The 11,386-nt window shown below is 68.0% G+C and carries 9 protein-coding genes and 1 tRNA gene; 3 read left to right on the top strand and 7 right to left on the bottom strand.

The genetic code is table 11. The features are described 5' to 3' along the window. A partial coding sequence (locus tag EYA84_RS34020) for a tetratricopeptide repeat protein (RefSeq protein ID WP_201272261.1) occupies positions 1-1,717 on the bottom strand: 1,717 nt, incomplete at its 3' end. A 208-nt stretch (positions 1,718-1,925) separates the two neighbouring features. Between EYA84_RS34020 and EYA84_RS01390 the strand changes: the two genes are divergently transcribed. Beyond that, positions 1,926-2,009: transfer RNA gene (locus EYA84_RS01390), tRNA-Leu, on the top strand. Here the strand turns inward: EYA84_RS01390 and EYA84_RS01385 are convergent. The 5 genes from EYA84_RS01385 to EYA84_RS33240 all read right to left on the bottom strand — a co-directional run bounded on the left by EYA84_RS01385 (position 1,991) and on the right by EYA84_RS33240 (position 8,298). Then, complete coding sequence (locus EYA84_RS01385) at positions 1,991-3,733, bottom strand: recombinase family protein (RefSeq protein ID WP_131051144.1); 1,743 nt, start codon at positions 3,731-3,733, stop codon at positions 1,991-1,993. The genes EYA84_RS01390 and EYA84_RS01385 overlap by 19 nt on opposite strands. 975 nt (positions 3,734-4,708) lie before the next feature. Next, positions 4,709-6,133 (bottom strand): WD40 repeat domain-containing protein, encoded by a 1,425-nt coding sequence (locus tag EYA84_RS33255; RefSeq protein WP_236145543.1) that lies wholly within the window; start codon positions 6,131-6,133, stop codon positions 4,709-4,711. Then, positions 6,105-7,193 (bottom strand): WD40 repeat domain-containing protein, encoded by a 1,089-nt coding sequence (locus EYA84_RS33250; RefSeq protein ID WP_236145542.1) that lies wholly within the window; start codon positions 7,191-7,193, stop codon positions 6,105-6,107. The genes EYA84_RS33255 and EYA84_RS33250 overlap by 29 nt, the downstream gene beginning before the upstream one ends. Beyond that, positions 7,094-8,074, bottom strand: a complete 981-nt coding sequence (locus EYA84_RS33245) for an ATP-binding protein (RefSeq protein ID WP_236145541.1) — start codon at positions 8,072-8,074, stop codon at positions 7,094-7,096. Before EYA84_RS33245 ends, EYA84_RS33250 begins: the two co-directional genes overlap by 100 nt. Next, positions 8,068-8,298 (bottom strand): hypothetical protein, encoded by a 231-nt coding sequence (locus tag EYA84_RS33240; protein WP_236145540.1) that lies wholly within the window; start codon positions 8,296-8,298, stop codon positions 8,068-8,070. Before EYA84_RS33240 ends, EYA84_RS33245 begins: the two co-directional genes overlap by 7 nt. 395 nt (positions 8,299-8,693) lie before the next feature. Here EYA84_RS33240 and EYA84_RS01370 point away from each other — a divergent pair, with 395 nt between their 5' ends. Continuing rightward, entirely contained in the window at positions 8,694-9,527 is an 834-nt protein-coding gene (locus EYA84_RS01370) for a DUF5984 family protein (protein ID WP_201272260.1), read from the top strand. Here the strand turns inward: EYA84_RS01370 and EYA84_RS01365 are convergent. Then, a protein-coding gene (locus EYA84_RS01365) for an IS5 family transposase (RefSeq protein WP_162854321.1) occupies positions 9,524-10,422 on the bottom strand; the annotation gives its coding sequence in 2 pieces (ribosomal slippage) (positions 9,524-9,748 and positions 9,751-10,422; 897 coding nt in all). The genes EYA84_RS01370 and EYA84_RS01365 overlap by 4 nt on opposite strands. Before the next feature lie 340 nt (positions 10,423-10,762). On the opposite strand from EYA84_RS01365, the gene EYA84_RS01360 reads away from it, so the two are divergent. Continuing rightward, positions 10,763-11,227 carry an Imm7 family immunity protein gene (locus tag EYA84_RS01360; RefSeq protein ID WP_131051143.1) on the top strand — a complete coding sequence of 155 codons (465 nt, stop codon included), beginning with the start codon at positions 10,763-10,765 and terminating at the stop codon, positions 11,225-11,227. The last annotated feature ends 159 nt before the right edge of the window (positions 11,228-11,386 follow it).

The raw sequence follows: 11,386 nt of genomic DNA, 5'->3' as shown, positions 1-11,386 counted from the left end.
GCGCGCCGCTGGTGGGCGGCGCGCTGACCGGGAGTGCACCAGCCGGTGGCGCACTCGTCGGCGGTGTACTGCTCGAAGGGCCGCTGACCGGCGGCGCGATGACCGGTAGCACGCTGGTCGGCAGCCCGCTCGTCGATGATCCGCCGACCGGTAGCGCGCTCGTCGGCGGACTGGTGCGTGGCGGTCCGCTGATCGGCGGGCTACTCGTCGGAGCCCCACTGGTCGGTGGTGCGGTGGGCCCGCTTGCCGGCGGAGCGCTGACGGGAACTGGGCCGATCGAAGGTGCGCCCGAGGCAGGCTCGGCGGCCTGTGGACCGCTGACCTGGGCTGCGGCGGAGGGCGGCCCGCTGGCCGGTGCACCGCTCACCGATTCGTCGCCCGGCAGGACCGCGTCCGAGGCCGGTGACGCGCCTTCGGGTAAGCGGCGAGCCCGGGCGGCCTCCTCGGCCAACAGTGGGTCGATCTGCTGCACCCGAACGGTTGGACGCGCCCACTGCGGGCCTCCAGGTGACCCAGGCCCTACCGATGCTCCCTGTTCGTTCGACGACTCCGGCTCAGTCGAGGCTCCTGGCTGAGTAGAGGCCACCGCGCCAGTCGCATCGCTGGCCTCAGCGCCTCGCACCGCCGATGTCGCCGGGTCGGATGACGCTGATCCCGGCGCGACTCGTACCCCCGGCCCGTCCGGCGAAGCCGGCCCGGCCTCGACCGACGTCGAGGCGTCAGGTTCCGGCAGGATCCGGAGCACGCTCGTATCCTCGTCCGCCTCGACGGCCACAAGGCGCGCCGTGGGTGCGGCGGGCGGTGCCGGGTCGGGAACGGTGCGCGGTACCGGCGGCGGTGGGACCTTGCTCTCGCGGACCGGCAGCCTCAGCGCGATGGTCGGCTCGGCTGCCTCCGGCGACGCGACCGGGGGAGCAGCCTGGTCGTGGAGGGCTGTCCGGGCCAGTGGCACCGTCGGAGGCTCCGGCACGACCGGAGGCGGCGGAATGCGCGGCGGTGGAGGCACGACCGGCGGTGCCGGCGGCACGCCAGGGGCATGCGAGCTCGGTACGGCGCGCGGATGCGGCACGGCCGGGGCGGCCGAGGCTGGGACGGAGGGGGCAGCGACACCCTCGCCGAAGGGGGACGCCGGCTGGCGGAAGGACCCGGCGGCGGTCGAGGCGTCGTGTGGCTTCCAGGCGGTCGACAGCACCGCGAGCGAGATCGTCGGCTCGTTCAGGACCCCGTGCGCCGGCATGGGCGCCGGTTCCGGTTGGCGAGGAGCGGGCACCGCCGGCTGCGGAGCCGGAGCGGCGTCGCCGAGATACTCGCGTGCCGTACGTACCGCCGGGTGGTCGGCACCGAGCACCGCGGGGCCGGCAGCGGCCACGCGGGTGTAGTTGCGGCGCGCCTCGTGGCGGTTGCCCAGCTCGTCCGCAACGGAGCCCAGCTCGAAGGCCAACGCCAGCATCAACGGGTCGGCGTGCGGCCACCGCCGCTCCCCGGCCGCGAACGCCTCCTCCAACACCCGCCGCGCCGCGCTCGGATCGTCGGCCTCCCGGTGCAACCTGGCCAACAGGTGCGCGGTGCTCAGCGCGTCCGGATGATCCTTGCCGAGCGACGGCGGCACGGACTCGACCACGTCGTTCAGCAGCTCACGGGCGGCGGCGAGGTTGCCCGCGCCACGCAGCGCCAGAGCCCGCTGCTGAGCGACGGCCAAGGGAGAGGCATGGGACACACCGCCATGCTGCCGGGTAGGGGCGCCGTGACGCCAGCCGGACCACACCGACAGGCCCGCCAGGGCTGGTCAGATCGGCCGGAATCGGCCTTGGGATGCTGATGTGCATGATCCACCGGCGGCGTGTACAGTAACTCCCCGTGCGGCCCGCTGGGCGGCCTCCTGGTGATGGATCACTGAGGTCGACACGGTAGGCTGGACAGAGCAAGTCCGGGTGGCGGAATGGCAGACGCGCTAGCTTGAGGTGCTAGTGCCCGTATAGGGCGTGGGGGTTCAAGTCCCCCCTCGGACACAAACCGAATCCCAACGGTGCGCGGCAAGGTCGACACTTGCCCGCACCGTTTGTGTTTCCGGGTTGTAGGTCAGGTGTAGGCCGAGGTTGCGGTAGACCTCCAGTTTGTGTTCGGGGTCGGCGTCTCGTAGTGCGGTAACCAGGTCGCCAAGTTCGTCGATGATGGTGAGGAGTCCATTCTCGGTGAGGTGGCTGGCCATGTCTGAGGTCTTGGCCGTGGTCCTTGTCTGCTGGTGTTGCTCGGCGCGGCGGCGTTCGGCCTGGGTTTCGGCTATCCAGCCGGCGACGACGGCTGGGTCGGCGCCTGCGTCGAGGGCTGCTCGGTAGCGGTCGAGTTTGGCGTCGCATTCGGTGACTGTTGGTCCCTTCGGCGTTGCTGGCGAGGTGGCGGGTACGCCGAGGGCGAGTTGATTGAGGATCTTGGCGGCGGTGTGGCGGCGTTGCAGGGGTCCGAATTCGCCGACGAGCCAGGTGTCCAACGGGTTGATGAGTGTTTCTTCTCGCAGGATCACGTTGCGGGTGTGGTCGACCCGGTTGGCCAGGGCGTATTCCTGGGGGAAGCGGCAGCGGTAGTAGGCGACGCCGTGGGAGTGCTGGCCTTGCATTTTTCGTTCGCAGATGCCGCAGAAGACCAGGCTTTTGAATATGTAGGGGTGGCGGGAGCGGTGTGCTCGTTTCGGTGAGGTTGCCGTTCGGGCTCGTCTGGTCAGCATCTGCTGGACGTTGTCGAAGTTTGGTTGATCGATGAGGGGTTCGTGGACGATGTCTTTGGAGACCAGCCATTGTTCGCGGTTGTTCCAACGCATGACGGCGATGTGGCCGAGGGCGACGTCGTCGACGTCGAGGAGTACTTCGTCGGTGCGTTGTTTGTTCCAGACCTGTCGGCCGGTGTACCGGGGGTTGGTCAGGATGACGCGGATGGCGGTCTTGGACCAGGCGATGCCGCTGCGGTGGCGGTTGCGGGCGCGGTCGTGGGCGGAGGGGCAGGGGATGTCGTCGTGGGTGAGTGCCTCGGCGATGGCGAACATGCCGTAGCCGGCGAGGTGCATGGCGAAGATCCGTCGGACGACGGGTGCGGTCTGCGGGGCGGGGGTCAGCCCGTGCAGCCGTTTGCCCTGGGCGGCCTTGCCGGGGTTGGGGTGTGGGCCGAGGTCCTTGAGGGTGTAGCCGTAGGGTGGGCGGCCACCGAGGTAGCGGCCTTCGAGGAGGGTCTGGGTGGCCATGGCGGTACGCACTCGGACTTTGATCCGGTTGCGTTCGCCTTTGCTCATGCCGCCGAAGACCGACATGACCAGGTCGTGTGCTTCGTTGTCTGGGTCGATGGGTCCGCCGACCTCGGGCACCCAGAGTTGGACGCCGTAGTGGTGGAACAGGGGCAGGGTCAGTCCGAACTGGTTGCCGTAGAAGGCGCGGTGAGGTTCCCCGATCGCTACGGCGGTGAAGCCGCGCTGCGGGTCGCGTAGCGCGGCGAGCAGCCGTTTCGCTTCGGGTCGGCGTTGCCACGGCAGTGCCCGGGAGTGCCCGATGTCGAAGAACTGCTCGACGATCACGCCGCCGCGCGGTGCGATCAGGTTGGTGGCCAGCGACAGTTGCCAGCCTCGGGATGATTCCGGGTCCTGGTTGTCCTCGGTCGACACTCGGCCATAGAAGGCGAAGCTCAGCTTCGGTGTGTCGAAGCCGAGCCTGGCGATGCTACGCCCAAGGCGCTCGGTGTCTATGGTCATGTTTCCTCCATGGGGTGGTCGGGACGCTCCGTGCGTTTGCGATGAACCGCGACAAGAAGGCGTATCAGGGCGAGCGCGGCGGCTGGTCCGAATTCCGGCGGGTCCGGTGGGATGATTACGGATAGTTCGCCCGACGATGCCGTGTACGTGGGTTCCGAATTGCTGTCGTAATTGTAGTCGGGGGTGGGTCCATTGGGAAAATCTGGCTGCAATTCTGGCATATGCATTTCCCTGTCTGGTGGAATCAGGCTCTATCTGGCAGTGAGGGTTCGTCTTCATCGCGCCGCACTCCTTTCTCTGCTGGGACTGTCGAGGGATACGCAAATAGCTCGCCGGGCGCTGATGGCTCGGCGAGCTATGGAAGAAGTGTGGAGTCATTCGCGTCGGTCAGCCTGCGATGACAGCCAGGAACTCTGTTACGTCAACGCCGGCTTCAGGACTGGGGCGGTGGCATGTCGTTTTAGGGCCGATAAGGGCGCGCAGAGGGTTGCGACGTTGATGGGAAGGCGAGTCGTAAGGTGTGGCCGGTAAGGTTCGGAGTGCCCACAGGCGCTGTCGAGCACGAGCTCGACTGGACGGGTGACCGAGGACCGCAGGCCGATCCTTGTTCGTCGCCGGACTTTCGAACCGGTCGTGTTGCGTCGGCTACGGTCGATGGCGGGATGGACGAGGGTGAGGTGATGGGCGTGGCAAGAACGGTGCAGATCCGGACCTATACGGTGCGGGAAGGGTTGTTGGACGAGTGGGTGGACAGGTGGCAGCGTCTGGTTGTCCCGTTGCGGCGTGATCTCGGTTTCGAGGTTCACGGCTCCTGGGTGGACCGGGCGCGTAGTCAGCACATCTGGGTGATCTCTCATGGCGGCCCTGAGTCGTTCGAGGAGGCCAACGCGGCCTATTGGGCCTCGGAGCGCCGTAAGTCGCTCGGTCTGGACCCGGGCGACTACCTGGTGGGTGACCCGCGAGGTGGAGCAGACGCTATGAGTCCGCGTCGACCGGCAGCAGGTGGGCTCGTCGTTCGTCGTCGGTGAGTCCGCGGAACACCCGGGTGCGCGCCAGCGCCGTCAACTCGTTCAGGTCGACGTGGTCTGCCCAAATGCGGGCGGTGCCGTCCGCCGAACCGGTCACGACCTGTCGCCCGTTCGGTAGCCATGCGAGGCTGGTCACGGCGTCGCGGTGTACGCCGATCACCTCGCTCTGGTGGTGGTCCACGTCCCAGACCCGCACGGTGCGGTCGTCGGAGCAGGATGCCAGCCGCCCGCCGTCCGGTGACCATGCGACCGCGCGTACGCGTCGTTCGTGGCCGGTGAGTGTGCGCGGTTGGTTGGTGCCGGTGAGGTCCCAGACGCGGATGGTCCAGTCAGCGGAGCAGGTGGCGAGTACGCGTTCGTCGGGGGCCCAGCTCAGTCCGTCTACGTAGTTTTGGTGCCCGGAGTGGACCGTGCTGTCGCCGGGGTGTTCGATGTCCCAGACCCGGACGGTGCGGTCGTCGGAGCCGGAGGCGAGGTAGCGACCGCTCGGTGACCAGGCGAGCGTGCTCACCCAGTCGGCGTGTCCGCGCATGACGCCGGCGGAGCTGCGGGTGCGGATGTCCCATACTCGGACGGAGTTGTCCTTGCAGCCGGCTGCCAACCGGGATCCGTCGGGGGACCAGGCCAGTGACTCCGCCTCGGCCTGGCTGTCGAGCCGTACGTCGCCGTCGGCGTCGATCAGGTGGATCGAGCCGTCGCGCAGGGCTACGGCGAGCATGTCAGCCGCCGGTGAGCAAGCGAGTGCCACGATCGGCTCCGGCCAGGTCGTCACGGTGGCGGTGTCGTCGGGTTGCCACTGTCGGATGGTGCCGTCGGCGCCGCCGGTCACGATCCTCCCGGTCTGGTCCAGGGTCAGGGCGGTGACCGGTCCCTGATGTCCGGCGAGCAGCCGATGTTCGGCCCCGCGTGGCTGGATCGTCCACACCCGGGCCGTGCCGTCACCGGAGCCACTGATCAGCCGGCGTCCGTTCGGCGACAGCGCGACGGACCAGGCGACCTGTGTGTGGCCGCGCAGTTCGGCTACTTCGTGCAGCCGCCGGATGTCCCAGACTCGGACGCTGCCGTCGCCGCTGGCGAACACGACGCGATCGTCCGGGGACCAGGCAACGGACCAGATCGGTGACCCGTGCCCGCCGATGACGTGCCGAGTCTCACCGGTGTTGACGTCCCAGATCCGTACGGTGTGGTCACCGGATCCGGTGGCGAGCCGGCCGCCGTCCGGGGACCAGGAGACGGCCTCGACGAAGTCACTGTGCCCGGTCAGTCGCTGCGCGGGTTGGCCGGTGGTGAGGTTCCAGACGATGACGGACCGGTCGTGGGAGGCGGAGGCCAGGCGGCGGGAGTCAGGGGAGAACCGGCAGCCCCCACACATCCCCTTCGTGGCCGACCAGTTGGGTGGTGAGCTGCCAGGTCGAGGTGTCCCACACCCGGACTGTCCGGTCCCGGCTCGATGCGGCCAGTTGTGTGCCCTCGGGTGACCAGGTGACGGCGCGGGCTATGTCGCCACCGGGCAGCACCGTGACCGTGTCCCCGGTCGTGGCTTCCCATATCCGGATGGTGCCGTCCCGTGAGGCGGTGGCGAGCCGGCCGGCGTCGGGTGACCAGTCGACGGCCTCCACCATGCCGGTGTGCCCGCGCAGGACCCGCACGACGGTGCCGGTGTCGGTGTGCCAGACCCGGGCGGTGCCGTCTCTGGACGCGGTTGCCAGATGTGTGCCGTCCGGTGACCAGGCGACTCCACGGACAGCGTCGGTGTGTCCGGTGAGCACTGCCTCGGTGTGGCTGAACGCCAACGCGGCCATCAGCGCCCGACGGGCGACCGGCGTCGGTGGACACTGCGCCAGGGCGGCCGAGGTCAGCAGCACCGCCAGCTCCGGGTACCGGTCGACGTTGCCGAGCGCGAACTGGCCGATCGTCTCCGACACCCGGTGCAGGAACGCGGTGTCCCGGCTGCGGGAGGCGTTCACCAGAGCCCGGGCGGTAGGGCTGTCCTGACCCGCTGACTCCATCGCTTCCAGCCACTGTCCGGCCAGCGCAAGCCGATCCCCGGTCAGGAGGTAGTCGGCGCTGCGGCCGGCATGGACCCAGTCCGCTGCCCAGCGTTCCAGCTCGGTACGCCGTCGTAGCTGCTCCGCCCGGGCCTGCACCTGCTGCCGCAGCGGTACCCACTGGCGAAACAACGCCTCGTGCGCGACCTGGACGTACGGTTCACCGTCGATCACGTCGGTGGTCAGGAGCCGCGCGTCGGTGAAGACGGTGACCATGCGGCGCTGGTCATCGGACAGCTCCCGCAGGGGCACCCGACGCCGGGTCGGCTCGGTGCCCTCCATCGCTACCAGACGCAACAGGGCGGCCAGGACGTCGTCGGTGCTGCTGTCGCGGCGTACCTCCGCGATGACCTCGTCGGCCTGGCGACCCAACGCCCCCGACACGCCACCGAGTATCTGGTATGCCTCGTGGGTGGCCACCCGGCCCGGCCCGGCCCGGCCCCCAGGTACAGCTCGTGAAGCAGGTACGCCAGCAGCGGCAACGCGTCCGGCGTGGCCGTGTCGGCGACGATCTGATCGACCAGGCCGTCATCGAACCGCATTCCGGCGAGCTGAGCGGGCTTCTCCACGACCGCGACGAAATCCGCTGGACGCATGACACCCAGCGCGGCGGAGTTCGCGAACAGTTCCGGATACGGACCCGCGAGCAGGTCAGCGAGAAACTCCACACGTAGTGTCGCGACAACCCACAGCCTCCGGTCGGCGTGCAACGCCGCCGCGACCCGCTCCAGAAACATGGCCTGTTCGGTAGCGCTGGACAGCGTGACCAGTTCCTCCAACTGATCGACAACCAGGAGTACGCGCTTGTGGCGATGGCCCGTCCGGGTCCGCCACGCCACCGGGCTGCGGGCGAGACTGTCCGGACGCGATCGCACCTCCCGTAACGCACCGGCACGGTCAGCGGCACCGAATGCGACCGTCAGGTCAGCGAGCCCACCGAGCGGTTCACCGGCCGGCGCGACCGTCGGCAACACATGCCACCGCCCACGTCGCAACCGGGGCACCACGCCCGCGTGCACCAGCGAGGACTTGCCACTGCCGGAAGCCCCCGTGACGCACACGAACCGGTCGGACCCGTCCCGGCCCAGCTCGTGCAGCCGCCGTACCAACTCAGTGGCCTGCTCCTCGCGGCCGAAGAACACCGACGCGTCCTGCTCCGTGAACGCCGACAGCCCCGGATAAGGGCTGCGATCCGACTGCCACACCGGCCGCCGGCTACGCGGCGCCTCCCACCACAACATCACACCGTTGCCGACGATCAGCACACCAGCAACACGATCAACGCGGGACCAGCGACCTGACGGATCGCCGCGGCCAGCGGCGAGGCATCGTCGTTGGCAAAGAAGTTCACCGCGATCTCCAGCAGGACAGCGATGAACAGCAGCGACAGTTGAAGGGTGTTGGTGGGACGTCGACTCGGCCGCAACAACCCTCCCCAGCAATGATCCCCGATGCGGCCTTTCAAGTTACCGGGTGTGAGCTCGTGCATCCAGATGCGTTGTCCGGACAGGGGTAGAGATAGCCGCAGGTGGACCGCAAAGCAGTCGTGTCGACCGGCAGGGCCGCTCTTGATCTTCAGCCTGCGATTTGCCAGGTCCGGCTGTACAACCGCGATCCCGCCCCGGTCCTGGCTTTCCTATCCTGCCCACGGCATTGCAGCTGTCTCACGGGACTAGGAGACGACGCTGCTACGGCAGGACATCCCTTGGGCAGTCCACACCGTGCGGCGAGGCCTCGACCCGCTTGCGACCGACGCCCGCCGCCCACCCAGCACTAGCATCATGCATCGACCGTCCTCGCCGATCTGTCGCCGAACGTGACCCACGATCGGCGGCCAGATCCGGGCTCTCGTTCGACCGCCGGAAGTTGCGGGATACTGCCTCAATGGTCAGGTTCCGGTTCGAGCTGTACCCACTGGACGAGGTGTCGCCGTGGGGCAGTGACCAGCCGAGGCTCCACTGGTTCGGGCTCACCGAGGGCTGGTACTGGCTCGAAGCAAGCGGGCAGAAGCTGCTGCGCCGCACCCGGCAAGTTCACCCCCATCCCTACATCGACTACTACCTGGCCCGGCTCTGGGAAGACGTCATTGTCCTTGCACCCGAGGTGCTGGAGCCGATACCCGACGACCTGCAGCCGTTCATCGCCTCCGACGCCGCGCAGTGGACGTGTGACCCGCTCGAGTTCGTGGCCGAACCGGATGAGGAACGGACTGACGATGGGAACGCGGATGTGCCCGACCATCCCGTCGTCACGGCCGCGATCTGGCACGGCGAGCACAACCTGGACTTCGGTTACCTGCGCAATCCTCCCAAGCTCCGGTTCTGGCGCACCACCCGCGACGATCGCGACGAGACCACCGTGGATTGGCGGCACGAGGACGACGGCGAGATCGGTTTCACCGCCGACCCCGAAGTCCGGCTCAGCGTCCCGACCACCGCGTACCTCGAGGCCGTGCACACCCTCAACCGCGAGCTGATGGACACCATGGGACAGCGGATCGAGGAGCTGGAACGCCGCGGTGGACTACCTGGCGTGGATCTTGACCTCGTCCATCTGCGGCGGGAACACGAAGACCGCCGGCATTGGCTTGCCAAGAACCTTGACCGATCCCCGAAGACCGACTGGAACGCTGTCTGCCAAGGTGCCCGCGAGCTGCTCGGTGACGTTCAACGGACCGACGCCCCAACGGGCTCGGTATTCCTTCGAGCATCTGGCTAGGCCGTGTTTCGTGGGGCGCGGAGCCATTGGTTGATGGCGGCGATGGTGAGGGTGGCTTCGTAGCGGACGGCGAGTTTGTCGTACCTGGTGGCCATGGCGCGGTGTTGTTTGAGCTGGTTGATGCCGCACTCCACAGCGTGGCGTTGGCGGTAGACGTGGGGGTCGAAGGCGGGCGGTCTGCCGCCTGCGGAGCCTTTGGCCTTGCGGTGCGCGTCCTGGTCGGCCTTGCTCGCGGGATGCACGCGCGGATGCCCCGGGATCGTAGGTGGGCGCGGTTGGCGTTGGACGTGTACGCCTTGTCGGCCAGCACGGTGTCGGGGCGGGTCCGTGGTCGGCTGCCTCCGACTCGGGGGACGCGGATTCTGGCCAGTACGGGGATGAACTGTGGGCTGTCGCCGCGTTGCCCGGCGGTCACCACCAGGGCCATCAGTTTGCGGGCCTGCTCGCAGGCCAGATGGGTCTTGGTGGTCCAGCCGCCCCTCGATCGGCCGAGGCCGTGATCTGCCGGCTCGGTCTGCACACCACCAGGAGGCTCCTTCTGTGCCTGACCGTCGCGACGGGCTCCCGCCGCGTGCTGGTGGGCGCGGCTGATGGTCGAGTCCACGCTCACCGTCCAGTCGACCAACCCCGCCGCGTCCGCCCGGGCCTGCAATGAGGTGAGCAGTTGTGCCCAGACCCCGTCACGCTGCCACCGCCGAAACCATCGATACAAGGTCTGCCACGGCGGGTACTCCGCGGGCACGTCCCGCCACGGCGATCCGGTTCGGACCCGCCACCGGATCCCGTCGATGATCAGTCTCATGGTCCATCTGCGCGGCCGAGCATGACCCATTCCGCCAGGCAGCAACGGCTCCAACGCCGCCCACTGCACGTCGGTCAGGTCATGTCGCCTCACTGCCGTTACGCTCGGCACGAGGTCTCCGGTGTGAAGTTCTAGCTTGGTCGCTGAACCAACTACCGGAGACCTCGCCCATTAGCGACCACCGCCACACCCCACATCAACACCCTACGAAACACGGCCTAGTGCTGCTGACCGATACTTGGTCGGTGGTCGGCCCGGTACTTGACGTTGACTGGCCGGGTCGCGTGGATGGCCGAGGAAGCGGCGACGGTCGGTAGCCGGTGACCTGTCCTCGCGCTGGGCGTGTTGACGGAGCTGTTGGTAAGCGGCTGTGCTGTCTGCGTCCACTGCGAGGTCCCACTGACTGCCTGGCGGACCTGCTCTGGGTACGGACGTGTACGAGTTCCACGGTTGGTTCCGCCTCTCTCAGACCACGGAGGAGTCGGACACCGGCCAACTCGACGCCATCATCGACGAGCTGAACGAACTGGTGGCCGGGCTGGGATTCCCGACGAACGTCTCGGCGGAGGTGACCGTACTCAACGGGGAGTACTACCTATTCCTGCATGGGGTGGCCAACCGGCGGCGGGACGAGGCGGTGCGGATGCGCCAAGTGCTCCAGTTCGTCGCCCGACGGCTGCCGGGGTCCTACGGCCTCCTCTACGAAAAAGACGAGGACATGCCGGTCCCTCCCGGTCCGAACGCGTTCCGGGCGCACGTCATCGCGCGGGGTGAGATCATCGAACGCCTCGCTTGCCGGTGCCGATCGCGTGTTGCATCGCGTCGTAGATTTCGAGGATTCTCCGCCTGGAGCGGTACTCACCATAGGTCCTCTCTTCACACTCAAGGGCCACCATGAACGTGCCTCGATGTAATCCATGTCGCCTCGGACGACGCCATGGTGAAAGTAGGCGAATCCAGCTTGGCGCGAAGTGCGGCCCGTACGGCCGACGGTGCGAAGCTGGTACGCGAAGGCGTGATTCGCACGAGAGCCATTGCCGCAGTCCTCGGGTCTGAA

The sequence above is a fragment of the Verrucosispora sp. SN26_14.1 genome (genome assembly GCF_004307965.1).
GTDB lineage: Bacteria > Actinomycetota > Actinomycetes > Mycobacteriales > Micromonosporaceae > Micromonospora.
The sequence above is the reverse complement of the archived record's forward strand: the minus strand, read 5'-3'. Positions and strand labels throughout refer to the sequence as shown.

Bases quoted from the DNA above. Each gene is read 5' to 3' on its own strand.
- EYA84_RS01385 (WP_131051144.1), bottom strand. From the start codon at position 3,733: ATGACCATAGACACCGAGCGCCTTGGGCGTAGCATCGCCAGGCTCGGC.
- EYA84_RS33255 (WP_236145543.1), bottom strand. From the start codon at position 6,133: ATGTGTGGGGGCTGCCGGTTCTCCCCTGACTCCCGCCGCCTGGCCTCC.
- EYA84_RS33240 (WP_236145540.1), bottom strand. From the start codon at position 8,298: ATGCACGAGCTCACACCCGGTAACTTGAAAGGCCGCATCGGGGATCAT.
- EYA84_RS01370 (WP_201272260.1), top strand. From the start codon at position 8,694: ATGGTCAGGTTCCGGTTCGAGCTGTACCCACTGGACGAGGTGTCGCCG.